A 26,240-nucleotide genomic window follows, 5' to 3' on the forward strand; every position below is an offset into this window, starting at 1 on the left:
AACTGTTGTGCACCATCTTTTAGGGCAGTGCTACTTATTGAGACTCTCTGCAAGCAATTTTACAAAACAAAAATAAAGAAATTGCTTATTCTCTTTTCTATAACTGTCAATTTATTATGCTAACCGGTCCAATACATTTAAAGTCTATGAAATGTATATGAAATCGTACGGAGATGAGGTTAGATAATTTATTGATCACTCATATAACCGACGGATGAGATCGCTCCAACGAGCATTCCCAGTGTCCGGTGACACTTAATATTAAGCAGAAACTGCAAAGGAGATTACGATGAGACAACTTTTTTCAATACCAGTTTTTCGGGCATGCATAGTGACACTAGGTCTTACAAGCTTCACTATGTCAGCTTATGCAATGAAGGTAGTGGAGACTTTGACAGATCGATGTTCAGTTCAGGTAGTTATCAAGGTTCCATACCCAGATCCAGACGAAGCATCTGAACATCGAGAAATTAGACCCGCTGATGTCATCCTGGATCGAACCGGGGTCATGAAGCATTTAATTCAGCCGCAGGGTCCCAACAAAGGTGTAGTTGCTAATCCATCCACTGGAAAAAGCTCTTGGACGCCAATGATCTCTCCCGTTCCTAAAAATGCGGATCGCTATTTTCGCTGGATCTGTGGCACCACTGCTGAGCGCTCACGCTGTCCCTCCGGAACCAAGGGAATAACCGCTCGGCTTGGCCCAGATCGCCTATTTCAAACGAGATGCTGGAAATAATAATAGCTTCACTTTGCCAACAGAGTAATGCAGCTAATTGCTGAATCATTGTTAAGAAGATTCTCAAGCGGCTAAATTATTCCAGAGTTTTTTGTTAGATTTTGGCTAAAAGCGAAATAGGAAACCATCCCAGCTACACGCTATCACTTACGGTCAACAAACAAGCGCTGCAAGCTGATTTTATCTTCTTAACAACTTGAGGATTGGGATTACCCTTAAGTGAGAGTGTGACTCTATAAACAGGAGAATACCCATGGTAAAGAAACGTGTCGCCACCAAAACGCCCCAATCTGTAGCATCAGTGGCCAAGGAATCTGTCCCAAAAACCACGCGGCCGGAATCTGAATCTAGACGTGAAGAGCCGGATGAAAGAAGTGTAGAGCAAAAAATTAGCAGAACGCTGGATGCTTTTCCTGACAAGATTGATCTTAAAGACTGGGAATATCTGCCTACGCTGCAGGCCTTGCCCGACGAGATTGTTAACATCCCCGCTGTTCCCGCCATTCTTGATCAGGGCACGGAAGGCGCGTGTACGGGTTTTGCCCTCGCGGCAGTTATCAATTTCTTACTCCATCAACGCAAGCTAAAGCGTCGCATCAGTCCGCGCATGATTTATGAACTTGCCCGCCGCTATGATGAATGGCCGGGAGAAAACTATTCCGGATCCTCGGCGAGGGGCGCGATGAAGGGCTGGGAGCGCCACGGCGTATGTACGCAAACACTCTGGCCTGACCATCTGCATGGTGCGAACAATTTTGATCAACAGCGTGCCGATGAAGCAACCCTGACACCAGGCGGGGCTTATTATCGAGTCGATTTCAGGCAGGTTCGCCATGTGCATGCGGCAATTCATGAAGTCGGTATCGTGTATGCCACATTAATGGTGCATGCCGGATGGGGGCAGCCCGGCCCATCCACAGTTTCACTCAAAGCAGGTGCCAGCAGCAAATCCCCAAAAATTAAAATTCCCGTGATCCAGCGTAAGGGAAACGCAGATGGTGGACATGCGATAGCCCTTGTCGGCTATACCTCTCAAGGTTTCATAATCCAGAATTCATGGGGGAAGGACTGGGGCAAAGATGGGTTTGCCTTGTTGCCATACGAAGACTTCATGATTCATGCCACCGACGTTTGGGTCGCGCAACTCGGCGTGCCCGTCATGGCGGATCTCTGGGCTCAGGGCGCGGCAGACGTCACGAGCGGAACCTTCCGCGCGGGACAAGTTATCCCTCTAAACGAGATTCGGCCATATGTCATCGATGTTGGAAACAACGGCAAACTCTCTGACCGAGGTGATTACTGGACCACGGAAGAAGACTTGAAAAGATTGTTTTTCGAAACCATTCCGGCCAAAACCAAGGATTGGGCGAAACGACGAGTGATGTTATATATTCATGGGGGTCTGAATGGTGAAGAGGATGTAGCCAAAAGGATTGTCGCATTTCGTGACGTTTGTCTTGCTAACGAAATTTACCCTCTACACATCATGTGGGAAAGCGATTGGTTCAATACCACCAAGAATATCCTCAAGGATCAGTTCGCTGCAGCTGATGAGCGGGCGGGCGGCGCATTTCTGGACCACCTGCGCGAGGCGAAGGATCGTGTACTTGAGCTAACCTTAGCCACCCCGGGCGGAAAACTATGGGGAGAAATGGTGGAAAACGCAGCGCTCGCCTCCAAACATGAGACAGGAGCAGTGCAGCTCCTGACAAAATATGCGAAAGAAGCGAAAGAAAGTCTTGGCAAGAAAGCGGAAGGCAATTGGGAGCTTCATGTGGTTGGCCACAGCGCCGGCTCCATATTCGCCGCACATGCCATTACGCAACTGGCCAGTCTGGGCATATCCTGGAAAACGCTTCAATTCATGGCGCCAGCAATCCGGATAGATCTGTTCAAACAGATAGTGCTGCCAAAAATAATGGATAAGACCTGTCCCAAGCCCAGCTTGTATATCCTGAGCAAGGTGGGAGAGCTCGACGATGATGTCGGTCCTTATGGAAAATCCCTTCTTTATTTGGTCAGCAATGCCTTCGAAGGGTCTCGGGAAGTACCCTTGCTCGGCATGCAAAAATTTCTGGAAGAAGATCAAAAGGTGCTGAATCTTTTAAATAGTGCAGTCGATGGCCTGCCTGGCATCGTTATATCCGGGACAGGAGACAAACCCGGAACAATGTCTAAAAGCGATACCCACGGTGGCTTTGACAACGATCCCAACACCATGAACTCGGTTCTTGTCCGGATTCTTGGTGAATTGCCAAAGGTTCCTTTCACCGCTCGAGATCTGCATTTCTAGTACCGGTATTGATAACAGGGTTGATGAGATGTTTCCTCTAATAATATGAAATCGAGATTTGCCACTCTAGTTATTTATTCATTTTGTTGTGTTTCAGCTTTTGCTGCTCCAGCTTCATGGTACCAATGGAAAAGCAAATTAAATGATGAACGATACTGCGCGCAAACTTCTCCGGGCTATGGATGGGAACAGGATAATGGTCCCTACAAAGATGCTCGTTGTGAGATTCGCGCGGTCGCCAGAAATGAAGTTGCTACTACCAAGCCCGGCAGCAAGTCACATCCTATGCAATCTTCCGACACTTCACATTTCCCATCATCGTCTCCGCCCTGACTTTCGCGTGGAAACAGGTAAAGGGCGCCTCTAAAAATTCAAGTTTCTAGACAAAACAAGGCACGAGTAAAAAATTTGAGCGCAGCATATAGTTGATATGTAAGCGATAATTTTTTTCGAGTAACGCCGTATTGTGACGAAAATTGGATTTTTAGAGGTGCCCTTAAGCGCACTCGAAACCATTAATGCGTTGGTTGAACACGATAAACAGACTGGAAGATCCTCGCTTCATATTGCCGATAACAAGCCCGGGTGCTTTATGATGCACGCACAATCGACAATGAACGAAGGGTATCGACATGGAAGTAAACACCATGCAAGCAATTGGGGCAGGACTATTTGCCTTCGCGTTGCTGCATACATTTGCCGCAAAATCATTGGAAGGTCTCGCCCACCGTTACCCTCGACATGCAGGCCTGTTCCATCTATTGGGCGAGGTTGAAGTGATTTTCGGATTCTGGGCATTCGTTCTGATTGTTGTGATGGCGCTGGTGTCGGGTGGAGCGAAAGCAATTGCTTACGCTGAGTCACGCCAGTATACGGAGCCCCTGTTCGTGTTTGTCGTAATGGTGGTAGCCGCCTCACGGCCAGTACTGGAGATCGTCAGACACTTTCTAATGTTAGTGGCGCGCCTGACACCGATACGCACTAGCCTTGCATTAGCTTGGCTGGGCTTGGCTGCGGTACCGTTGATGGGTTCGCTGATTACCGAGCCCGCTGCCATGACGCTTGCCGCATTGATGCTGGCACCCCAGATTTTCCGGCAAGGAATACCGGAATGGCTTAAATATGGAGCACTGGGCGTGCTGTTTGTTAATGTTTCAATTGGTGGCACGCTGACGCCTTACGCCGCACCACCGGTACTCATGGTTGCTTCGGCATGGAATTGGGATACTGCGTTCATGGCGTCAACTTTTGGCTGGAAATCAGGCATTTCCGTGCTGATCAATGCAACGGGAATCACATTCTTGCTGCGCTCGCATATTCACGAAGAGGATGCATCCGTAATTGATGATCCCGCGCCCCAAGTTCCCTTGCTGGTCAGCGTAATCCATTTGGCGTTTTTGGCCGCTGTAGTCATCTTGGCTCATCACCCTGTGCTGTTTTTGGGATTATTCCTGTTATTTCTCGGCTATACGCAAGCATATGAGCGATATCAAAGCCCGCTGATTCTCAAGGAGGGATTGCTGGTCGGGTTTTTTCTGGCCGGATTGGTCGTATTGGGCGGTATGCAGCAATGGTGGCTGCAACCCATCGTTTCCAGTCTCGGCCCGACAGCCTTATTCTTTGGTGCCCTCGGGCTGACCGCAATTACAGACAATGCGGCGCTCACTTATCTAGGCTCGTTGATTGTCGGCATGTCAGATCAGGCAAAGTACATGCTGGTTGCAGGTGCAGTGGCCGGGGGTGGCCTGACCGTGATTGCCAATGCGCCTAATCCGGCCGGCGTGGCACTGCTCAGGCGTGGCTTTAACGACGAATCGATTGGGGCTGTCGGTTTGCTGTTGGGTGCGCTACCGCCGACTGCTGTTGCAGCGTTATTTTTTCTGTTGTAAAAATTAGAGTAGTTTGTAAAGCTCTGGTACAAACTTTGCGATGGTCGAAACTGACGATTTTTCCTAGAAAGTGGATGCTCCCCTTTTATTTACGATCGCTGCTGCAATTTGCAGCGGCGCTTGACCAGTGATAACTCTCGGCGCGACGTTCTATCCCCGCACTAACCGCATTAAGTTCCACATAACGCACCGCCGCCCATAGGTAAGTTTTCATCCGAGGGATTAGAAAACCCGCCCTTGCCAAGGGTGACTTTTCCAGCCTCGCACCCAGATGATGCGCTGGACATAGCTCCTGTGTAGCGGTTTCAGCATCCAATCGCAACCCGTCTTGGGTTGCCAGGACGACAGCAAGGTGAATGTGGTTGATCGTGAGGCAGTGAGCAAGTACTTCAACTTGGTGTTCGTCGCTGCACGCTTTGGGCCACGACAATTTCTGACAGAACCAAAATAAGTACCGATACCTTCAAGACACAACACGCAAAAACATGAGTACCAATTGTGCTCCACCGCACAGACAATACACCCCCCCTCAACTATTCTGTAATTGCTCCCGCTTCTTGCTATTGAGTGCAGATAGTCTGAGAAGCCTATTTGCAGTCGAAGTCTCCCCTGACAGCATTAAGCGGAGGGCTCTCCATTACCTACCTATTACTTTAATTGTTAAGGAGGTTACCCCATGAACAAGTACATCGCACTAATAATCGCTTGTTGTTTTACTATTGCACTTACCGGGTGTGCAAATTCAATCCCACCGTTAAGCTGTGGTGGAATCACTGGGAAAATGTGCCCAACAAATCAAGTTTGCGTTGATGACCCAACCGACACCTGCGATCCCAAACAAGGCGGTGCCGATTGCATAGGTATCTGCCAATCCAAAGGTATCGTAATATCCAATCAACAACCGAAAGACATGGGCCAGTATTGAAAAGGCAACTTGCAAATACGTGTTGCGTGCTGAAGGGGATGTTTTGTGATTAGTGGGGCAGTATTTGACGGTATCCCTCCTACAATCGGAGTGCGGTAGGTTGAGCTTGACGTTAAAGACGGTATCTACCGGACTAGTATAAATAGATGTAGAAAGTGGTAATTATTGGACGCTGCTTAACAATATGGTCTGGCTTGCGGCGGTCGAAGCTACTTTAGCTCGTGCAGTTGACCTACCTATCCTTAATGATGAATAGCATGAAACAACTTTGTGCAAAATCGCTGACATATGCCCACAGCAAGAATTCCGGACCATTCCTGATCCTGTTCTGTCTCTGGGTTTGCCTTGGTGCAGGTTGCACGTCGCTGCGCCAAGACTTTGAGACACCTTCGGTCGTCATCACTTCTTTCAAGCCACTGACTTCTCAGAGCCTCACACCAAGGTTTGAGATTGGCATGCGCGTAGTGAATCCCAATGCAACAAAGCTGAGTCTGCGTGGCATGAGCTACAAAGTCTTCTTAAATGATTACGAGGTAGTAGCAGGTGCGGCCAATGAGTTGCCTGTCGTGCCAGCATATGGTGAGTCAGAGATTAAGGTAGTTGCGACTGCCGGCCTGATCGAGGGTATCCGATTCGTTGATGAACTGCTGCGGAATACATCAGGTCAAGTCGCTTACCGGATTCAGACCAAGCTTGATATCGGGGCGATGGATCCGGCAATTCGGATTGAGAAAACTGGTAGCTTTTCTCCCTAGTCGAATTGCTGTCAGCAGAAACTAGCTGCTTGGCCATCACTCATCGGGCGCGATGGAGCGCTCAGAACCTTCATCTTGCCCGTAACGGCCGCCCATCTCTACCTCATTCGGGTGTTAATTCTGCTCAAGCGGGGAGTTTTGCAAGAAGCTCTGTTAGATAATGCCGCTGGATTCCCACCTACACGGGAATGATGAAGTTAGAATTTATAGCGGCTCCCTTAAAAAGAGCTTGCAGGGTCGTTGTACTATCCAGCCGTCCACCCTGCAAGGAGATGCCCGACATGCTACTCTGGTTGCAACTTCTGATTTGCCTTGCCGTCATCGGCTATGCGGGCTACTTTCTTTCCCGCTATGGAGACATCATCGCCGAAAAAACCGGCATGTCTGCCTCTTGGGTCGGTCTCATCCTGCTGTCTACTGCCACCTCGCTGCCTGAGTTGGTGACCGGCATTTCCGCCGTCACGTTCGCCAACGCGCCTAACATCGCCGTCGGCGATGTGCTGGGCAGCACGGTGTTTAACCTCTTTATTCTGGTAATAGTGGATGCGCTGTACCGGCGCGAGACCCTGTATAGCCGCGCCGCTCAGGGGCATATCCTGTCGGCTTCACTGGGCACGATCCTAATCGCTTTCGCAGGCTTCAGCCTGCTGCTGGATCAGGCGGGTATGAGCCCGGCATGGGGACATGTGGGGCTTTACTCACCGTTCATCGTGCTGGTCTACTTCGTTGCGATGCGCGCCGTTTACAGCTACGAACGCCGCACCCTGTCTGAATACACCGAGGTGTCCGCCGAGCGTTATCCGGATGTGATGCTGGGTAGCGCAGTTAAAGGTTACGCGCTGGCAGCTACAGCAGTGGTGATAGCGGGTTCCTGGCTACCGTTTATCGCCAAGGATATTTCCGACTTGATGGGTTGGGGGCAAAGTTTTGTCGGAACCTTGCTGGTGGCGGCGGTAACCTCCGCCCCCGAAGCGGCAGTCACCATCTCGGCACTGCGTATCGGAGCGCTGGACATGGCCATCGCCAACCTGCTGGGCAGCAACTTGTTCGACATCGTCATTCTGTCGGTGGATGATGTGCTTTACACCAAGGGCCCTCTGCTTGCGCACGTCGATACCAGCCACGCGCTGACCGCATTTACCGCGGTGATGATGAGCGCCTTGGTAACTGCGGGTTTTATATTCCGTCCGCAAAGGCGCTCCGTGCTGGGACTTACCTGGGTGAGCCTGGGGTTGTTCCTGCTGTATATACTCAACACTTGGATTCTCATTCATCATGGACAATAGCAAGCACCTCTGGTACACGCTGCCGCCAGAAATCGCTGCTGCAACGCTGGAAGTTGATCCTGGGCGCGGGTTGGAAGAAGGCGAGGTTGTTGCTCGCCTTACCCGCTTCGGCGAAAACAGGCTGATCGAGGCCACGCCTCGTCCTGTCTGGCTGAAATTCCTCGACCAATTCAGAAATTTGCTGGTGATTGTACTGTTATTCGCCGCCGCTCTGGCCTGGGCGATCAGCGACATCAAGGACGCAGTGGTGATTCTGGTCGTGGTGTTGTTCAACGCCAGCCTGGGATTTTATCAGGAGTACCGGGCGGAACAAACGCTGGCAGCGCTAAAGGGCATGCTGGCGGCGCGTGCACGAGTGCGCCGCAACGCACGCATTGAGGAAATAGATGCCATACAGTTAGTGCCCGGCGATATCGTACTGCTCGAAGCGGGCGATCGTATCCCCGCCGATGGTCGCCTGTTGGCCGCGCATAGTCTTGAAATCGAGGAAGCGGCGCTGACCGGCGAATCCCATGCTGTCGGCAAGTCGGTGGCGGCATTGGATAAGGCCGAACTACCTTTGGGCGACCGCGTCAACCTGCTCTACATGAACACGGTGGTAACGCGCGGCCGCGCCGAAATGCTGGTGACCGCCACCGGCATGGCCACTGAAATGGGCAAGCTCGCCGGCATGATCGCCAGCGCCGGGGAATCGGAAACCCCGCTTCAAAAACAGCTCGACACGCTGGGGAAAAAACTGGCGGCGATTGCGAGCGTCGTGGTGACTGTCATCTTTGCGTTCGATTATGCGCGCGGCCTGCCCTGGACCGAGGCCGCGATGACTGCGGTGGCGTTGGCCGTCGCTGCCATTCCCGAAGGTCTGCCGGCGGTGGTGACGGTGACGTTGTCCATCGGCATGTGGCGCATGGCGCAGAACCAGGCCATCCTCAAGAAACTATCTGCCGTGGAAACGCTGGGCTCCACCACGGTAATCTGCTCGGACAAGACCGGTACCCTCACCCTGAACCAGATGACCGCGCGCGCCGGCTGGTTTGCCGGGCGGCGCTTTGCGGTCAGCGGCGAGGGCTATGCGCCGGACGGCAGGATTGCCTTTGAGAGTGATAGCGATCTTCGTCCCTTCCTGCTGCCGATGACGCTCTGCACCGATTCGCGCGTCCGCGATGGGAAATTAATCGGCGACCCCACCGAGGGCGCGTTGTGGGTGCTGGCGCAGAAAGGCGGGCTCGACCCGGAGGCGGAGCAGGAAGAGCAACCGCGCATCGCCGAGATTCCTTTCGACTCTGCCCACAAGTTCATGGCGACTTTTCACCATGCCGGCGCAACGGTGGAGATGTTCATTAAGGGCGCGCCCGATGTCTTGCTGGCGCGCTCTACCCATAGTTTGGCGGAGGATGACGAACATCACTTGGACGCGGCGGCGCGCGCTGCCATCGAGGCCGAGAACGAGCATTTCGCTGCTCAGGCGCTGCGTGTGCTGGCAGTGGCACGCAAGGTCATCCCCAGCGCCGCTTTCGACCCGGCGGGCGATCTGTGGGCATGGGCAGAGGATTGGACTTTCCTTGGCTTGGCTGGGCTCATGGATCCGCCACGGCCCGAGGCGAAGGCCGCCATTGCCCGCTGCGCCGGGGCCGGCATCCAGGTCAAGATGATCACCGGCGACCACAAAGTGACAGCCGCCGCCATCGCCCGCGAGTTGGGGCTGGCTGGCGAGGTGATCGAAGGCCGTGAGCTCGACGCCATGAGCGAAGCGGAACTGTCCCGCCGCATTGACGGCATTTGTGTGTTTGCCCGCGTCGGCCCCGAGCACAAGGTGAAAATCGTCAGGGCACTGAAAGATGACGGTCACGTCGTTGCCATGACCGGCGACGGCGTGAACGATGCGCCTGCACTGAAGGCTGCCGACATTGGTGTGGCAATGGGCATCACCGGCACGGCGGTTACCAAGGAGGCGGCCGTCATGGTGCTGCTCGACGACAACTTCGCCACTATAGTCAAAGCTGTGGAAGAAGGCCGCGTGATCTATGAAAACATCGTCAAATTTGTGCGCTTCCAGCTCTCCACCAACATCGGCGCCATCTTCACCGTGCTCGCCGCCACCCTGCTGGGATTGCCGGCGCCTTTTACCGCGATCCAGCTGCTTTGGATCAACATTATCATGGACGGCCCGCCCGCGATGACGCTGGGGGTGGAACCGGGTCGCGCCGGCATCATGAGCGAGCGTCCGCGCCGCCAGGCAGCGCAGATACTCACCGGCCCGCGTCTCGCCAGACTGACGCTGTACGGGGCGATCATGATGATTGGAACGCTTTACCTGTTCCGGCACGGTCTGGAAATGCATGGGCAAACTTATGCCCTGACCCTGGCCTTTACCACTTTCGTGTTGTTCCAGTTCTTCAACGTGTTCAATGCGCGCGCCGAAGACGGCAGTGCCTTCAACGCTCATTTCTTCCGTAATGGCAAGCTGTGGCTGGCGCTCACGTGCGTTCTGGCACTACAAGTCCTTGTAGTACATTGGCTGCCGGCACAAGGCGTGTTCGGTACGACGGCACTTGAGCCGGTCGATTGGCTCAAAGCCGTTGCCGTGGCTTCCAGCATGCTGCTGCTGGACGAATTGAAAAAATATATGGTTTCGTTGGCACGTAATTTTTGAGAGGGCAAAAGATTATGGAACCCAGTTCCGAAAATGAAGAAGCACTTGTACTTTGGCTGCGCCGGGGTATCCGGATGGCAGTAAGGGTGCGCATTATTCCGTTCTTTGATTATCCACCTGAAATACGCAAAATCATCTACACCACCAATGCTATTGAGTCGGTGAACATGAGTTTACGTAAAGTCACAAAAAGCCGTGTTGCATTTCCTAATGATTAAGCGGTGCTGAAATTGTTCTACTTAGCACTGTTAAATATCAGCAAAAAATGGAGGATACCACTGCGTGTCTGGAAGCCAGCTTTAAATTGGTTTAGTATTCAATTTGAAGAGCGGATGCCGCAAGTTTGATTAACCGACGTTTACACAAAATTCAGGACACGCTCAACGCGAGTCCACCACTGCAAGGAGTTACAAAATGCATCCGATACTTGTCAAGAAAATAGAAGCTTTGGCCCGTTCCCGGCTGGTGACGGTCAGCGCCGATGCGTTGCTCGTGGACGTAGCGAACCTGCTCTCGGACACACATATCAGCCTTGTCGTCGTCTGTAATTCTCATGGGGCGATGGTGGGTGTCATCACAAAGACGGACATCGTCCAGCAGATTGGTCGTTCCTGCGAAAGCATTGGCACGACCGTGGCTTCTGACGTGATGACTCGGAATGTCACCTCCTGCTGCCCGACCGACTCCCTGCTCGACGCCTTGTCGATGATGGAGAAGAGCAGCTTCGTACACATCCCCGTCATTGACGAGAAGTCCAAACCGTCTGGCGTCGTCAATGCGGGCGATGCGCTGCGGGCGCTGATGGCGGAAGGAAAGTATGAAGCGGCGCAGCTTCGTGACTACGTGATGGGTATCGGCTACCGGTGAGGATTTGACGATGACAGACTCCGACACCAGGCCGATCGTTCTCATCACCGGCGCGACCGGCAACCTCGGCCGTTCGCTTGGCAAAGCGCTTGGTCGCGACTACCGGATCGCCGGTCTGGACCTGAAAGCTCAGGGTGCCGAGTTGCCGGTGTTCGAGGCGGATTTCACCTCCGGACCTTCGGTCGAGCTGGCGTTGCGAAAGTTCCGCGACGCGTTTGGCTCGCGTATCGCCAGCGTTATTCACCTCGTCGCTTATTTCGACTTTACCGGCGAGGAAAAGCCGCTCTACGAAACCGTCAATGTCGATGGCACCCGTCGTCTTCTGCGTGCGCTGCAAGACTTCGAAGTCGAGCAGTTCATTTATGCAAGCACGATGCTCGTTCACGCCCCATGTCGCCCCGGCGAGCACATCGACGAGCAGCAGCCGATTGAGCCGCGCTGGGCCTATCCAAAATCAAAGGCCGCCGCTGAAGCGATGGTTAGGGCGGAGCACAAAGCAATCCCTTACGTCATTTTGCGGCTGGCAGGGGTTTACGACGAGCACGCGATGGTGCCAACGCTGGCCAGGCAAATAGCGCGGATTTACGACCGCGACTTTCAGAGTTATTTTTATTCGGGCAGCACACTCGTTGGTCAGGCAATGCTGCACCGCGACGACATGCTCGAAGCATTTCATCGCACCGTCGACCGTCGCGCTGTGTTGCCGCGAGAGACCGAGATTCTGATTGGCGAGGCCGACGCGATTGGCTACGACGCGCTGCAAGACGAGATCGGCTATCTCATTCACGGTGTCGATGATTGGCCGACGGTGCGCGTGCCCAAGCCCGTTGCCACCGTTGGCGCGTGGGCGCACGGCAAGCTCGAACCAGTCATCCCCGACGTGATCGACGGGGGCGAGGTCCCGTTCATCAAACCCTTCATGGTCGCCATGGCCGACGATCACTACGCGCTCGACATCCGGCGCGCGCGCGAGCTGCTCGGCTGGGAGCCGCGGCATCGATTGAAGGACGAGTTGCCGAAGCTCGTCGCGGCCTTGAAGAACAACCCGACCGCTTGGTACAAAACCAACGGTATCACGCCGCCGGCATGGCTCAGCGATGCAGCCGACCTCGGCAAGAATCCGGAGAACCTGCGCGCCCGCCATGAGGCGCAGATCAGGACCGAGCACCTCGCCAACCGCTGGGCGCATTTCGTCAACATGGGCCTGGGCACTTGGCTAATAACGCAGCCGCTGCTGATCAACATCACCGAGCCGCTGCTGCGTTGGAGCGAAATTGTTCTTGGTGCGTTGCTTATCGTCTGCGCTGGCGTAGCGCTTTCGTGGCGTGCGCCCTCAGCGCGCTGGCTGTGCGCAGGCATCGGCGCACTGGTCATGGGAGTGCCCTTCTTGTTTGCCACCGGGAACGCCGCGGCTTATCTTTCCGACACGCTGGTAGGTGCGCTGATCTTCGGCTTCGCCGTGTGTACCAAGCCCGAGCCCGGTGTCTCGGCCATCGCCGCGTTGACCGGCCCCGAAGTGCCGCCGGGCTGGAGCTACAACCCGTCAACCTGGTCGCAGCGCATTCCGATCATCGTGCTGGCGATCCTGGGTCTTTACGTCTCGCGCTATCTCGCCGCCTACCAGCTTGGCTACATACCCGGTGTATGGGATCCGTTCTTCGCCGCCTCCTCGCCCCTGGATCCCCGCAACGGGACCGAGGACATCATCACCTCGTGGGTCTCGAAAGCCTGGCCAGTATCCGATGCGGCCGTCGGGGGCTATACCTACCTGCTGGAGATCCTCACCGGCATCGTCGGCTCGCGGATGCGCTGGCGCACCATGCCCTGGTTGGTGATTCTGTTCGGCCTGATGATCGCGCCGCTCGGCATCACGTCGATCTTCTTCATCGTCATCCAGCCAGTCGTCATCGGCACCTGGAGCATCATTGCGCTGATCGGCGCGGCTGCGGTCCTGATCCAGATCCCGTATTCACTCGACGAACTAATTGCGACGCTGCAGTTTTTGCGCCGTCGCGCACAGGCCGGCCAGAATTGGCTGCGGATTTTCTTTGTGGGCGACACTGATGAAGTACCAAAGACACAAAGTGTTGAGGCCAACACCGACGAGTTCGACCAGTCACCCCGCATCGTAATCAAGAACATGATTGGCGGCGGCGTCAGCCTGCCGTGGAACCTGGCTCTGGCGGCACTCATCGGCCTGTCGCTACTGTTCACGCGTATTACGCTTGAAGTCGATGGCAATATGGCCCATGCCCACCACGTGATCGGCTCGCTGGTTCTGACGGTCATCTCGATCGCTGCCGCTGAAGTTGCCCGGCCGGTGCGCTACCTGAATATCTTGCTGGGGGCCGCCTTGATGGCCGCACCGTTCATGTTTGCGGCAGGCATCACGGCGACCATCGCCAGTGTGGTCTTGGGCCTTGGCCTAGTAGCGCTCAGCATGCGCCGCGGCTTGATCCGGGAGCGCTACGGCAACTGGGGCCGCTGGATCATTTAGGAAAGCTTGTGCTAACCGTTTTGGTCTGGACGCTTCTGTGTGGCCTTGCCCGCACATAAGAATGCGGTTTGCGTGCAGTAATCAGGTTGTGTCATGCACTGACTGTCGCCCGCGCGCCATGTTGATGGGCATCATCAGCCACAAGCCACCGACAAAGAACAGCGACGTCGACAGGATGGCCACGCGGTGATTGCCGCCCGGACCTCAGCGAAGCAAATCAATAGCACAACAATAGGGGTTAGACTGACCCCTATTGTTGTGCTTCCGCAATGGCAAGCTGTGGCTGGCGCTCGTGGGTATGCTGGCGCTGCAAGTCCTGGTGGTGCAGTGGCCGCCGGCACAAGGCGTGTTCGGCACAACGGCACTGGAGTTTGACGATTGGCTCAAGGCTGTTGCCGTGGCTTCCTGCGTGCTGTTGTTGGACGAATTGAAAAAATATATGGTTTCGTTGGCACGTAAATTTTGAGAGAAATAAAAATTAGGGGCATGACTAGAACAGGAGGTTAAGAGATATGCTCTCTTAAGAAACACATCCCAACCAACTGATTTTAAAAAGCGGAATTAAGCGGGCTATTCATTGACGACGAGTTTCATCCCCATTTTTTCAGCGCGCTGAGCTAGTTGTCGCAACACTCTTTCGCGATAGCGTTCTTCGTAATAGTCCTGCCCCTGATCGGTATACTCTTCACCTTTGGTAAGCATGGTGTAGATCAGGCGCGCCAACTGTGCGCGGCGGCGGTTACGGCTTTAGGTTTGTCCATGCGCCCGCACATCCTGCGGAAATATGCGCCCAGCGCCGACTGGCTGCTGCGCAATGCTGCTGCGGCCAATCTCAAGGCTTGGGCCGCCCGGTTGGCTACGCGCTTGGTCTTGCCGCTCATCACTTTGCCTCCGGTAATCTTGGTGCCGGGGCATAGCCCCAGCCAACTCGCGAAGTGCCCTGCCGTGGGGAAGCGCGACATGTCCGCCCCGGTCTCGGAGATCACCGCAAGCGCGGTGGTGACGTCGATGCCGTCGATACGCGTAAGATCAACTCCGCACATCCTGAACAATTGCGTGCGCAGATCAAACTTCGGCGCGTTGCGGGCGCGACCACGCTTCTTTCCCTTCGCCGATTCGCCGTCGTGAACTTGCAGGCTTTGCAATTGCTGCTCGATCTCCCGGTCGCACTCGGCTAGCTGTGTGCCGATGAAATCGAAACAAAGGGATCCAGTACACGCCCGTGGATTCCATCGCGACCGTGTCCACGCCGCAAGCGTCGAGCCAGTCGGCCAAGGCGTTGAAGTCAACAGTAAAGCTCGAAAACTCCCGGACAGGCTCGTCGTCCCTGTCCGGCGGTACGGCTACAAAGTGGGAGGCGCTGCCGATGTCGATACCGGCCGCGTTGGGGTGGGTGATCGTCAGGGCGGCTCTGGACTTGGCAGGTCTAAAGTTAAGGCTGCGATTGCGTTGTGCCATGATTTACTCCATCATTCAAATTGGAATGTGGCGCCGCATCGGGTACGTCGTCTTGCTCACTCTCTTAAAAGGGATATCGTGCCAGCGGCTAGATACCGCCAGTGCGATTCACCAATGTCGATGATGTCACCAAGTAACACGCTAACCCGCGAGCAATATGCCCCATTGCTATTCCGGTCTTACACAGCGCTGCATTCCACTGTGCCACAACGCAGCCATCATGTGTTTCTTCGGCGCGATTTACGGTTGCGGGCCGATTACTTCGTTGTCCAGCCGTCCACCCGGCAAGGAGATGCCCCGACATGTTGCTCTGGTTGCAACTTTTGATTTGCCTCGCCGTCATCGGCTACGCGGGCTACTTTCTTTCCCGCTATGGCGACATCATCGCCTAAAAAACTGGCATGTCTGCCTCTTGGGTCGGTCTCATCCGCTATCTACTGCCACCTCGCTGTCCGAGTTAGTGACCGGCATTTCCGCCGTCACATTCGCCAACGCGCCTAACATCGCCGTCGGTAATGTGCTGGGCAGCACGGTGTTCAACCTACTTATTCTGGTAATGCTGGATGCGTTGTACCGGCGCGAAACCCTGTATAGCCGCGCTGCTCAAGGGCATATCCTGTCGGCTTCACTGGGTATGACCCTGATCGCTTTCGCAGGTTTCAGCCTGCTGCTAGATCAGGCGGGGATGAGTCCGGCATGGGGACATGTGGGGCTTTACTCGCCGTTCATCGTGCTCGTCTACTTCGTTGCGATGCGCATCGTTTACAGCTACGAACGCCGCATCCTGTCTGAATACACCGAGGTATCCGCCGAGCGTTATCCGGATGTGACGCTGGGTAGCGCAGTTAAAGGTTACGCGCTGGCAGCTACAGCAGTGGTGATAGCGGGTTCCTGGCTACCGTTTATCGCCAAGGATATTTCCGACTTGATGGGTTGGGGGCAAAGTTTTGTCGGAACCTTGCTGGTGACAGTGGTAACCTCCGCCCCCGAAGTGGCAGTCACTATTTCGGCACTGCGCATTGGAGCGCTGGACATGGCCATTGCCAATCTGCTGGGCAGCAACTTGTTCAATATCATCATTCTGTCGGTGGATGATGTGCTCTACACTAAGGGCCCGCTGCTTGCGCATGTCGATGCCAGCCACGCACTGACCGCATTCACCTCAGTGATGATGAACGCCCTGGTGATTGCGGGCTTTATTTACCGGCCGCAAGGGCGCACCGTGCTGGGACTTACCTGGGTGAGCCTGGGATTGTTCATGCTGTATGTACTCAACTCATGGATCATTTTCGGACATGCACAATAACGATAATAATTGGCACACGCTCAGCACCGATGAAGCCGCGCAACGTTTGGAGACCAACCCGCAATCCGGCTTAAGTTCGGCCGATGCGGCCAAACGGCTGGCTCAATACGGCGCCAATGAATTAAAGGAAAAGCGCGCTCGTTCTCTCTGGCGCATGCTGCTCGACCAGTTCGCCGATTTCATGATCATCGTGCTGATCGGCGCGGCAGTCGTTTCCGGTATCGTGGGTGATGTCGAAGACACTATTGCCATCATCGTCATCGTGATTCTTAATGCGGTGATCGGATTCGTCCAGGAATACCGCGCGGAGCAGGCGATGGCCGCGCTCAAGCGCATGGCCGAGGCGGGTGCGCATGTGTTGCGCGATGGCCGGACGGAAATCGTCAACGCATCGAGGCTGGTGCCAGGCGATGTGGTGCTGCTCGAGGCAGGCAATGTGGTGCCCGCCGATTTGCGCATCATCGAGACGGCACGGCTCAAGATCGATGAGTCCGCACTCACCGGCGAATCGGTCGCGGTGGAAAAGCAAACTCAGGCGCTGACTATCGCTGCCGCTCCACTGGGCGACAAAATCTGTCTGGCTTACAAAGGCACCATCGTTACTTACGGGCGCGCGCGCGGTCTGGTAGTGGCGACCGGCATGAACAGTGAACTAGGCAAGATCGCCGCCCTGCTCAGCGAAGACAGCGAAACAAAAACGCCGATGCAAAAGCGGCTGGCGCGCTTCGGCAAGCTACTGGCGCTGGCGGCGCTGGCAGTCTGCGCGCTGGTGTTTATCGTCGGCGTGCTGCGCGGTGAGCCGATACTGCTGATGTTCATGACTGCAGTCAGCCTAGCGGTGGCGGCCATTCCCGAAGCACTGCCCGCAGTGGTGACGGTCTCGCTGGCTTTGGGCGCGCGCAAGATGGTCAAGCAGCACGCCCTGATCCGTCGACTGCCCGCCGTTGAAACACTGGGGTCGGTCACGTTTATCTGTTCCGACAAAACCGGCACGCTCACCCAGAACAAAATGCGCGCGACAGCGATTTACGCCGACGGTGCGTTACGCGACACATGGCAGGACGAGAACAAGTCGGAACCCTGGTCGACACTGTTCCATGCATTGGCGTTAAGCAACGACGCGCATCTGGATCGCCACAACAAGGCGCGCGGCGAACCGACCGAAGCGGCCCTGCTGCACGCCGCGCAAGCAGCAGGCTGGGACAAGACGGCGCTGGAGAGCGAGACGCCGCGCCTCAAAGAGCTGCCGTTCGATTCCGAACGCAAGCGCATGACCACCTTTCACGGCACCGCTGAAAATGTCATCGCCTACACCAAGGGTTCGCCGGAAGCGGTGCTGCCTTGCTGCGAGCGGGTGCTAATGGCTGACGGCGAACAAAACATCGACCGGGCAGCCTTGTTACAGCAAACCGAATCCATGGCTGCCGACGGCTTGCGCGTATTGGCGATAGCCTATCGTCATTGGCCGGCGTTACCTGCAAGCGAGCGGCCTGACGAACTGGAGAGCGAACTAATATTTCTCGGTTTCGTCGGCCTGATCGATCCGCCGCGTAGCGAAGCCAAAGGGGCTGTTTCCCTGTGCAAGTCGGCCGGCATTACGCCCGTGATGATCACCGGCGACCATCCCGCCACCGCGCGCGCGATTGCCCGTGAGCTCGGCATTCTCGTTAACGACGATGGCAGAGTGATGACGGGTGTCGAGCTGGAGCAACTGGATCAAACGGCTTTCGAAGCGGAAGTCGAACATGTGCGGGTTTATGCGCGTGTCGATCCCGCCCAGAAAATAAAAATCGTCCAAGCGCTGCAAGACAAAGGCGAAGTGGTGGCGATGACCGGCGATGGGGTCAACGACGCGCCCGCGCTTAAAGCTGCGGATATCGGCATCGCCATGGGCAAGGGTGGCACCGACGTGGCACGCGAGGCGGCTCACATGGTGCTGCTCGACGACAACTTCGCCACCATCGTACATGCGGTGCGCGAGGGACGACGCATTTTCGACAACATCCGCAAATTCATCAAATACACCATGACCAGCAATGCCGGGGAGATATGGACGATCTTCCTCGCGCCATTTCTCGGCCTGCCGATTCCGCTGCTGCCGATCCACATCCTGTGGATCAATCTGGTCACCGATGGACTGCCTGGCTTGGCGCTGACAGCGGAACCCGCCGAACGCGGCATCATGCGCCGCCCTCCTCGCCCGCTCCAGGAAAGCATATTCGCGCACGGCATGTGGCAACACATGATCTGGGTCGGGTTACTGATGGGCGGGCTATGCCTGCTGACACAGGCCTGGGCATTACATAGCGGATCAGCACACTGGCAGACCATGGTGTTTACTGTCCTGACCCTCTCCCAAATGGGACACGTGCTCGCCATTCGCACCGAAAAAGAGTCGCTGTTCAGCGTCGGCGTGTTTTCCAATCCGTTGCTGGTTTTCGCCGTGCTACTGACTTTCGCGCTGCAAATGGCAACGATCTACGTGCCCGCGCTCAACCCGATATTCAAAACACAAGCCCTGAGCATGGGCGAACTTGGGCTCTGCCTCGCTTTATCCAGCGTGGTGTTCTTTGCCGTAGAAATCGAGAAATGGCTGGTGCGGAGGGGATTGATCTATCGCACGAGCTAAGTGTTGTTACACGTGAGCTGCAATCAGCCCAAGGCGAGTTAGCAAAACGACCAGCTATTTCCCGCATATTTTGCCGTCATGCCGAGATACATGCTCGCATGCAGGCGAGACAACTGCGCTTCCGCATGAAATAGATACCGCTACGCTCTAGCCACCTGCACATTTATTGTAGAAACGTGCATTACGTGGCGCGGCTATAATGCTGCCTATCCATTTTTCTCACACCATAATGCGCCCTCGTCCTGCTTCCTCTACCCCTGCGCCTCGTGGCGATTGGAATATCATTCGCACCCTTCTGCCTTACCTGATGGAATTCAAGGGTCGTGTTGTGCTGGCGTTACTGCTGCTGGTGCTGGCCAAACTGGCTAACGTGACGGTACCACTGTTGCTCAAGGAAATCGTGGATACTCTGGGTAAGCCAAAGGCAATGTTGTTGGTGCCGGTGTCGCTCGTGATTGGCTATGGCTTGTTGCGGCTCTTCAGCACACTGTTTGGCGAGTTGCGCGACGCAGTATTTGCCAAAGTAACCCAGCGTGCCATACGGCGCGTAGCACTCAAACTATTCGTTCATCTGCATAGCTTAAGTCTGCGCTTCCATCTGGAGCGGCAGACTGGTGGCGTATCGCGTGATATTGAGCGTGGTACGAAAGGTATCAGCTTCTTACTCAATTTTATGCTGTTCAGCATTCTGCCGACGCTGCTGGAAATTGGCCTGGTTGCAGGAATTTTGCTTTATAAATACAACGCGTGGTTTGCGGTTATTACTTTCATCACGCTGATTGTGTATATCGTCTTTACCTTATTCATTACAGAGTGGCGCATGATATTTCGCCGTACCATGAATGATATGGATTCAAAGGCAAACACCCGCGCCATAGACAGCCTGCTTAACTATGAGACGGTAAAATATTTTGGTAACGAGGACTATGAAGCACGACGCTACGATGAACACATGAGCAAGTGGGAAACATCGGCGGTGCAGAATCAAACTTCGCTGGCAGCGTTGAATTCCGGGCAGAGCGCTATTATTGCCATCGGCATGACCGCTTTGATGCTGCTGGCATCGAACGGCGTGGTAAAAGGAGAGCTGACCATAGGCGACTTGGTTCTAATCAACGTTTTCATGTTGCAGCTTTATATGCCACTGCATTTCCTTGGCTTTGTCTATCGCGAGATCAAACACTCTCTGGTGGACATGGAAAAAATGTTCCGCCTGCTCGATGAAAACCGTGAGATACAAGATGCGCCAGATGCGGTTGCGCTGAAGGTTGATCAAGCAGCAGTACATTTTGAGCAGGTGTGTTTTTCTTACGAACCAAAGCGACAGATTTTATTCGATATCAGTTTTGATATTCCGTCTGGACATACGGTCGCGGTGGTGGGTTCAAGCGGAGCGGGTAAATCTACCTTGTCACGGTTGCTGTTCCGTTTTTATGATGTAAATTCAGGACGCATCCTGATAGACAACCAGGACATTCGCAAGGTGACACAGGCCAGTTTGCGCGCCGCGATTGGCATCGTGCCGCAAGACACCGTGCTGTTTAACGATAGCATTTATTACAATATAGCGTATGGCCGCCCCGAAGCCTCGCGTGAAGAAATATTGCATGCAGCGCAATCGGCCCATATTCACGATTTTATAACATCGTTACCGGATGGCTACGACACCATGGTGGGCGAGCGTGGGTTGAAGTTGTCTGGGGGAGAGAAGCAGCGTGTGGCGATTGCGCGCGCTATCCTCAAAAATCCTGCCATCCTGATTTTTGACGAGGCGACTTCGGCGCTGGATTCAAAATCCGAGAAGGTGATTCAGCATGAATTGCGCAGCGTTGCACATGATCGAACCACACTGGTTATCGCTCATCGCCTGTCCACCATTGTGGACGCAAACAAGATATTGGTAATGGACGGTGGGCGTATTATTGAGCGTGGTACGCACCGTGAGTTGCTGGCGAAACAGGGCACATATGCGCAAATGTGGGCTCTACAGCAGCAAGAGGAAGAGTGACCCAAAGCTTATTGACATTTGATTCATTTTTGCCCAGTTTTTTCAAAAGTGAATTAGCCTGAGCGTCTTTATTTCAGGCCATCGTTGCTGCGTCTGACGTGGGGTTTAGCCTGTTCAATTAACAGCTTGTTCAATATAGCCTCAATGGTGTACAGCTGTGGCTGTGATGTCGTGCTATTCCCCACCGCTCAGGACCACTTCTCATTGGTAATACAGCTCCCTCTCCAGGTTCTTGTGTTGAAGAGTCTGTCCGTGGCGGACAGCCCACATGCTGTGGCATAATCACGAGCTCTAAAACGAAAGCGAGCATGGGTACACAAACTCTTTACGACAAACTTTGGAACAGCCATGTGGTGCACGAAGAACCCGATGGCACCACGTTGATTTATATCGATCGCCATTTGGTGCATGAAGTGACCAGTCCACAGGCATTTGAGGGCTTGCGGCTGGCTGGACGCAAGCCTTGGCGCATAGCTTCCATGCTCGCCGTGGCAGATCACAATGTGCCAACTACGGATCGCACGCAGGGCATTGCCGATCCGATTTCGCGACTGCAAGTGGAGACTCTGGACAGCAATTGCGATGAGCTTGGTATTACCGAGTTCAGGATGGCTGATGTGCGCCAGGGAATCGTTCATGTCATTGGGCCGGAGCAGGGCGCGACCTTGCCTGGCATGACCGTGGTATGTGGTGATTCGCACACCAGTACGCATGGCGCGTTTGCTGCGCTGGCTTTTGGCATTGGCACATCGGAGGTTGAGCATGTGATGGCGACACAATGCTTGTTGATGAAAAAAGCCCATGCCATGCAGATGTTGGTGGAAGGCGCGCTCGGCAAGGGTGTCACTGCCAAGGACTTGGTGCTGGCGGTGATCGGCAAAATTGGTACGGCGGGCGGAACTGGATATGCGATCGAATTTGCCGGTAGCGCGATCCGAGCGCTGTCTATGGAAGGGCGAATGACAGTATGCAACATGGCCATCGAAGCGGGCGCCCGCGCCGGCATGATAGCGGCGGATGACACCACGATCAGCTACCTCAAGGGTCGGCCTTTTGCGCCGCAAGGTGAATTATGGGACAAAGCGGTAGACTACTGGCGTACTTTGCATAGCGACAAGGGTGCGCAGTTCGACAAGGTGGTGCGACTGGATGCTGCGGAAATAAAACCGCAAGTAACTTGGGGTACCTCGCCGGAAATGGTGGTGGCGGTGGATGGCAACGTGCCTGATCCGGCGCGAGAGAGCGACCCCGTGAAACGCAGCAGTATTGATCTTTCTTTAAAGTATATGGGATTGCAGCCGAATACGCCGATTACCGAAATTCAGATTGACAAAGTATTTATCGGCTCATGCACCAATGCTCGCATTGAGGATTTGCGCGCTGCGGCAGAGGTAGTGCGCGGCAAGCATGTTGCTGCCAATGTGAAGCTGGCGATGGCGGTGCCTGGCTCTGGACTAGTCAAGCAGCAGGCTGAGCGCGAAGGCTTGGACAAAATATTTGTCGAGGCTGGTTTCGAATGGCGCGAGCCAGGATGTTCTATGTGCCTTGCGATGAATGCGGACAAATTGGAGCCAGGTGAACGATGCGCTTCAACTTCCAACCGCAATTTCGAAGGACGGCAGGGGCCGGGCGGCAGGACACATTTGGTAAGCCCTGAAATGGCAGCAGCAGCAGCTATTGCCGGCCATTTTGTAGATGTCAGAAACTTTTAGCATTACTTTTCGTACAGGAAGAAATGAAAATGTTGAAAATGGTGTTGGTATTGGTGTTGCCCTTGGTTATGGTGACAGGATGTAATACCGTAGGAGGATTTGGCAAGGACTTGTCCAAAGTCGGCAGCACGATTGAGAAAACAGCGAATGGAAAATAACAATGGATAAGTTTATCCGTATTGATGGCTTGGTTGTACCGCTTGACCGTGCCAACGTGGATACAGACGCGATCATCCCCAAGCAATTTCTGAAATCGATCAAGCGCACCGGTTTTGGTCCCAACTTGTTTGACGAGTGGCGCTATCTTGACCACGGCGAGCCGGGTATGGACAATTCCAAGCGGCCACTCAACCCGGATTTTGTGCTGAACCAGCCGCGTTATCATGGCGCGCAGATTTTGCTGGCACGTGAGAATTTCGGCTGCGGCTCATCGCGTGAGCATGCGCCGTGGGCACTGGGCGATTACGGCTTCCGCGCCATCATCGCACCTAGCTTTGCCGACATTTTTTGCAATAACTGTTTCAAGAATGGTTTATTGCCGATTGTGCTGGATACTGCGAGTGTAGATGACTTGTTTCAGGCGGTGATCGCGACGCCGGGCTATCACCTGAAGATTGACCTGGAGCAGCAAAGCATCACTGCACCGAATGGGATGGTGTATCGCTTCGAGGTGGATGCTTTTCGCAAAAATTGCTTGTTGAATGGACTGGATGACATTGGACTGACCCTGCAGCATGTGCGAGAGATCAAGGAATATGAAGCACGGCGTAAGACTGAAGCACCGTGGTTGTTTACCTGATTCAATTGTATAGGCCAAGAAGAAAGTTGACTTTATGAAAATCGCTGTATTGCCGGGTGACGGCATTGGGCCAGAAATTGTTGCACAAGCTGCTAAGGTGCTAGAAGCCTTGCGACGCGAGGGACTGCCGATGGAGCTGGAATACGCACCTATCGGAGGTGCGGGATATGATGCGTCAGGTGATCCGCTACCGGATGCTACGCTAAAGTTGGCACAGCAGTCAGATGCCGTATTGCTCGGAGCAGTGGGGGGCTATCAATATGACGCACTGCCGCGCTCGCTACGCCCGGAACAAGGCCTGTTGCGCATTCGTAAAGGACTTAATCTGTTTGCCAACCTGCGCCCGGCGCAGCTGTATCCGGAGTTGGCAAATGCGTCTCCGCTGCGTCCGGAAATAGTGTCCGGGCTAGACATCATGATTCTGCGGGAATTGACTGGTGATATTTATTTCGGCCAGCCGCGCGGCATTCGGACGCTCGACAATGGAGAACGGCAAGGTTTTGATACCATGGTATACAGTGAATCCGAGATATCCCGCGTGGCGCATGTTGGCTTCCAGATTGCCATGAAACGCGCCGGTGAAAATGGTATGGGAAAAATGTGTTCAGTGGATAAGGCTAATGTACTGGATACGAGCATGTTGTGGCGTGAAATTGTGACTGCGGTAGCAAAGGAATATCCAACAGTCGAGCTGTCGCATATGTATGTGGACAACGCAGCGATGCAACTGGTGCGGGCGCCCAAGCAGTTCGATGTCATTCTCACCGGTAACATCTTCGGTGACATCCTGTCGGATGAAGCCTCCATGTTGACTGGCTCCATCGGCATGTTGCCTTCCGCTTCGCTGGATGCGAACAACAAGGGTTTGTATGAACCTTGTCACGGCTCTGCGCCGGACATTGCAGGCAAAAATATTGCCAATCCATTGGCGACAATTTTGTCATTGGCAATGATGATGCGCTACACATTTGCACGCGCAGATATCGCACAACGCATCGAGGCTGCAGTGCGCAAGACCCTGCAGCGGGGTTTGCGCACTGCGGATATTGCCGAGGCGGGTATGGAAAAAATTGGTACGGATGCGATGGGCGATGCCGTGGTTGCGACGTTGTCAAATTAATTTAATGAGGTAAACCACTGGCTTTGCCAAGAGATTCCTCAAGGTTAGACCTACAGTCTTTGAGTCAGATGAGATGGGACTGTAAATATCATGTGATTTTTTATTCCCAAGAGGCAGGAACGAGCGATATTTGGGCAGCACATGGGTTGCCAGCGCCTTTAATATGATCCAGCAATAGTCCTCCGGCTCCGCCGGGGGTAATTAATAAAGAGGATGGAAGCATGAACAAGAAATACGATGTCGCGATACTGGGTGCGACGGGTGCTGTTGGCGAGGCAATGTTGTCAATTCTGGAACAGCGCAACTTTCCGGTCGGTAAGCTTTTCCCCTTGGCTTCCAGCCGTTCTGCCGGTTCTACAGTGACATTCCGCAACCAGGAAGTCACTGTTCAGGACGTGGAAGATTTCGATTTTTCGCAGGTGCAGATCGGTTTGTTTTCCGCGGGTAGCAGTGTGTCGGAAAAATATGCGCCTATTGCTGCGGCAGCTGGTTGCGTGGTGATCGATAATACTGCGCAATTTCGCTACGAGGACGACATTCCGCTTGTGGTGCCGGAAGTGAATCCGCATGCAATTGCGCAATACAAGAACCGGGGCATTATTGCCAACCCGAACTGTTCCACCATCCAAATGTTGGTGGCGTTGAAACCTATCCATGACGCAGTAGGCATAGAGCGCATTAATGTTGCCACGTATCAGGCTGTGTCTGGCACTGGCAAGGAAGCCATTGAGGAATTAGCGGAGCAGACACGTGCTTTGTTTAACCATCAGGAAGTGAAGACCGAGGTTTATTCTAAACGCATCGCATTCAACGTGCTGCCGCACATTGACGTGTTCATGGATAACGGCTACACCAAAGAAGAGATGAAGATGGTGTGGGAGACTCGCAAGATCATGGAAGACGAGAACATCATGGTTAATGCTACTGCCGTGCGGGTGCCGGTGTTCTATGGCCACTCAGAGGCGGTGCATATTGAAACACACAAGAAAATCACAGCAGACGAAGCGCGTGCTTTGTTGGAAAAGGCGCCAGGCGTGCAGGTAATGGACAGACGCGAGCCTGGTGGCTATCCCACTGCAATCGAAGCAGCAGGACAAGATGCGACTCTTGTAGGGCGAATCCGTGAGGATATATCACATCCGCGTGGTCTTAATCTGTGGGTGGTGAGCGATAATGTACGCAAGGGTGCAGCGCTTAACAGCGTGCAAATTGCCGAGATTTTGATTGAAACGTACTTAGCCTGAGCTTTTAGCTTGCGCTGATAACTCCATGATGTTATGTTGTTCGTGTTAAATAAAATCTTTATA

Annotated in this window: 18 protein-coding genes and 2 pseudogenes; 18 read left to right on the plus strand and 2 right to left on the minus strand. The window is 54.2% G+C overall.

Translation table 11 applies throughout. From position 1 onward, the window contains the following. Positions 1-992 precede the first annotated feature (992 nt). Both MJ768_RS00705 and MJ768_RS00710 read left to right on the plus strand, forming a co-directional pair. A complete protein-coding gene (locus MJ768_RS00705) occupies positions 993-3,032 on the plus strand; it encodes a C1 family peptidase (protein ID WP_239287324.1) in 2,040 nt (679 codons plus the stop codon). Between the two features lie 632 nt (positions 3,033-3,664). Next, positions 3,665-4,921, plus strand: a complete 1,257-nt coding sequence (locus MJ768_RS00710; RefSeq protein WP_239287326.1) for a putative Na+/H+ antiporter — start codon at positions 3,665-3,667, stop codon at positions 4,919-4,921. A gap of 85 nt (positions 4,922-5,006) precedes the next feature. Here the strand turns inward: MJ768_RS00710 and MJ768_RS00715 are convergent, their stop codons facing one another. Next, positions 5,007-5,351, minus strand: a complete 345-nt coding sequence (locus MJ768_RS00715; protein ID WP_239287328.1) for a hypothetical protein — start codon at positions 5,349-5,351, stop codon at positions 5,007-5,009. 246 nt (positions 5,352-5,597) lie between these two features. Between MJ768_RS00715 and MJ768_RS00720 the strand changes: the two genes are divergently transcribed. From MJ768_RS00720 to MJ768_RS00755, 8 genes and pseudogenes are all read left to right on the plus strand, one after another. Continuing rightward, positions 5,598-5,846 (plus strand): hypothetical protein, encoded by a 249-nt coding sequence (locus MJ768_RS00720; RefSeq protein ID WP_239287330.1) that lies wholly within the window; start codon positions 5,598-5,600, stop codon positions 5,844-5,846. A 257-nt stretch (positions 5,847-6,103) separates the two neighbouring features. Next, positions 6,104-6,601 carry an LEA type 2 family protein gene (locus MJ768_RS00725; protein WP_239287332.1) on the plus strand — a complete coding sequence of 166 codons (498 nt, stop codon included), beginning with the start codon at positions 6,104-6,106 and terminating at the stop codon, positions 6,599-6,601. 281 nt (positions 6,602-6,882) lie between these two features. Continuing rightward, positions 6,883-7,887 carry a sodium:calcium antiporter gene (locus MJ768_RS00730; protein ID WP_239287334.1) on the plus strand — a complete coding sequence of 335 codons (1,005 nt, stop codon included), beginning with the start codon at positions 6,883-6,885 and terminating at the stop codon, positions 7,885-7,887. Then, a complete protein-coding gene (locus tag MJ768_RS00735; RefSeq protein ID WP_239287336.1) occupies positions 7,877-10,537 on the plus strand; it encodes a cation-translocating P-type ATPase in 2,661 nt (886 codons plus the stop codon). Before MJ768_RS00730 ends, MJ768_RS00735 begins: the two co-directional genes overlap by 11 nt. 89 nt (positions 10,538-10,626) lie before the next feature. Next, positions 10,627-10,884 (plus strand): annotated as a pseudogene (locus MJ768_RS00740) (transposase); the annotation flags it as partial. Positions 10,885-10,951: 67 nt separating this feature from the next. After that, positions 10,952-11,404: a CBS domain-containing protein gene (locus MJ768_RS00745; RefSeq protein ID WP_239287338.1), complete on the plus strand. Its 453-nt coding sequence runs from the start codon at positions 10,952-10,954 to the stop codon at positions 11,402-11,404. A 10-nt stretch (positions 11,405-11,414) separates the two neighbouring features. After that, positions 11,415-13,901: an NAD-dependent epimerase/dehydratase family protein gene (locus MJ768_RS00750; protein WP_239287340.1), complete on the plus strand. Its 2,487-nt coding sequence runs from the start codon at positions 11,415-11,417 to the stop codon at positions 13,899-13,901. A gap of 256 nt (positions 13,902-14,157) precedes the next feature. Further along, on the plus strand, positions 14,158-14,367 hold the full coding sequence (locus MJ768_RS00755; protein WP_239287342.1) for a cation transporting ATPase C-terminal domain-containing protein: 210 nt from the start codon (positions 14,158-14,160) through the stop codon (positions 14,365-14,367). 104 nt (positions 14,368-14,471) lie between these two features. Here the strand turns inward: MJ768_RS00755 and MJ768_RS00760 are convergent. Continuing rightward, a pseudogene (locus MJ768_RS00760) lies at positions 14,472-15,359 on the minus strand (transposase). 157 nt (positions 15,360-15,516) lie between these two features. Here MJ768_RS00760 and MJ768_RS00765 point away from each other — a divergent pair. From MJ768_RS00765 to MJ768_RS00800, 8 genes are all read left to right on the plus strand, one after another. Next, positions 15,517-16,665, plus strand: a complete 1,149-nt coding sequence (locus MJ768_RS00765; protein WP_239287344.1) for a sodium:calcium antiporter — start codon at positions 15,517-15,519, stop codon at positions 16,663-16,665. Further along, complete coding sequence (locus tag MJ768_RS00770; protein WP_239287346.1) at positions 16,655-19,294, plus strand: calcium-translocating P-type ATPase, PMCA-type; 2,640 nt, start codon at positions 16,655-16,657, stop codon at positions 19,292-19,294. The genes MJ768_RS00765 and MJ768_RS00770 overlap by 11 nt, the downstream gene beginning before the upstream one ends. Before the next feature lie 229 nt (positions 19,295-19,523). Continuing rightward, positions 19,524-21,302 carry an ABCB family ABC transporter ATP-binding protein/permease gene (locus tag MJ768_RS00775; RefSeq protein ID WP_239287458.1) on the plus strand — a complete coding sequence of 593 codons (1,779 nt, stop codon included), beginning with the start codon at positions 19,524-19,526 and terminating at the stop codon, positions 21,300-21,302. A gap of 308 nt (positions 21,303-21,610) precedes the next feature. Further along, the gene (gene leuC, locus MJ768_RS00780) at positions 21,611-23,014 is read left to right on the plus strand and encodes a 3-isopropylmalate dehydratase large subunit (RefSeq protein WP_239287348.1); all 1,404 of its coding nucleotides are present in this window, start codon (positions 21,611-21,613) and stop codon (positions 23,012-23,014) included. A 23-nt stretch (positions 23,015-23,037) separates the two neighbouring features. Continuing rightward, the gene (locus MJ768_RS00785; protein WP_239287350.1) at positions 23,038-23,172 is read left to right on the plus strand and encodes an entericidin A/B family lipoprotein; all 135 of its coding nucleotides are present in this window, start codon (positions 23,038-23,040) and stop codon (positions 23,170-23,172) included. A 2-nt stretch (positions 23,173-23,174) separates the two neighbouring features. Beyond that, positions 23,175-23,813, plus strand: a complete 639-nt coding sequence (gene leuD, locus MJ768_RS00790) for a 3-isopropylmalate dehydratase small subunit (protein ID WP_239287352.1) — start codon at positions 23,175-23,177, stop codon at positions 23,811-23,813. A gap of 34 nt (positions 23,814-23,847) precedes the next feature. Continuing rightward, entirely contained in the window at positions 23,848-24,933 is a 1,086-nt protein-coding gene (gene leuB / locus MJ768_RS00795) for a 3-isopropylmalate dehydrogenase (RefSeq protein ID WP_239287354.1), read from the plus strand. 221 nt (positions 24,934-25,154) lie between these two features. Beyond that, complete coding sequence (locus MJ768_RS00800; RefSeq protein ID WP_239287356.1) at positions 25,155-26,177, plus strand: aspartate-semialdehyde dehydrogenase; 1,023 nt, start codon at positions 25,155-25,157, stop codon at positions 26,175-26,177. The last annotated feature ends 63 nt before the right edge of the window (positions 26,178-26,240 follow it).

Origin of the sequence: Candidatus Nitrotoga sp. 1052, from assembly GCF_927312905.1 — a bacterium.
Classification (GTDB): domain Bacteria; phylum Pseudomonadota; class Gammaproteobacteria; order Burkholderiales; family Gallionellaceae; genus Nitrotoga.

What these genes read in the sequence shown, in the direction of transcription:
- MJ768_RS00705 (WP_239287324.1), top strand. Translation starts at nt 993, where the DNA reads ATGGTAAAGAAACGTGTCGCCACCAAAACGCCCCAATCTGTAGCATCA.
- MJ768_RS00710 (WP_239287326.1), top strand. Translation starts at nt 3,665, where the DNA reads ATGGAAGTAAACACCATGCAAGCAATTGGGGCAGGACTATTTGCCTTC.
- MJ768_RS00720 (WP_239287330.1), top strand. Translation starts at nt 5,598, where the DNA reads ATGAACAAGTACATCGCACTAATAATCGCTTGTTGTTTTACTATTGCA.
- MJ768_RS00725 (WP_239287332.1), top strand. Translation starts at nt 6,104, where the DNA reads ATGAAACAACTTTGTGCAAAATCGCTGACATATGCCCACAGCAAGAAT.
- MJ768_RS00730 (WP_239287334.1), top strand. Translation starts at nt 6,883, where the DNA reads ATGCTACTCTGGTTGCAACTTCTGATTTGCCTTGCCGTCATCGGCTAT.
- MJ768_RS00735 (WP_239287336.1), top strand. Translation starts at nt 7,877, where the DNA reads ATGGACAATAGCAAGCACCTCTGGTACACGCTGCCGCCAGAAATCGCT.
- MJ768_RS00745 (WP_239287338.1), top strand. Translation starts at nt 10,952, where the DNA reads ATGCATCCGATACTTGTCAAGAAAATAGAAGCTTTGGCCCGTTCCCGG.
- MJ768_RS00750 (WP_239287340.1), top strand. Translation starts at nt 11,415, where the DNA reads ATGACAGACTCCGACACCAGGCCGATCGTTCTCATCACCGGCGCGACC.
- MJ768_RS00765 (WP_239287344.1), top strand. Translation starts at nt 15,517, where the DNA reads ATGCCCCATTGCTATTCCGGTCTTACACAGCGCTGCATTCCACTGTGC.
- MJ768_RS00770 (WP_239287346.1), top strand. Translation starts at nt 16,655, where the DNA reads ATGCACAATAACGATAATAATTGGCACACGCTCAGCACCGATGAAGCC.
- MJ768_RS00775 (WP_239287458.1), top strand. Translation starts at nt 19,524, where the DNA reads ATGCGCCCTCGTCCTGCTTCCTCTACCCCTGCGCCTCGTGGCGATTGG.
- leuC (WP_239287348.1), top strand. Translation starts at nt 21,611, where the DNA reads ATGGGTACACAAACTCTTTACGACAAACTTTGGAACAGCCATGTGGTG.
- MJ768_RS00785 (WP_239287350.1), top strand. Translation starts at nt 23,038, where the DNA reads ATGAAAATGTTGAAAATGGTGTTGGTATTGGTGTTGCCCTTGGTTATG.
- leuD (WP_239287352.1), top strand. Translation starts at nt 23,175, where the DNA reads ATGGATAAGTTTATCCGTATTGATGGCTTGGTTGTACCGCTTGACCGT.
- leuB (WP_239287354.1), top strand. Translation starts at nt 23,848, where the DNA reads ATGAAAATCGCTGTATTGCCGGGTGACGGCATTGGGCCAGAAATTGTT.
- MJ768_RS00800 (WP_239287356.1), top strand. Translation starts at nt 25,155, where the DNA reads ATGAACAAGAAATACGATGTCGCGATACTGGGTGCGACGGGTGCTGTT.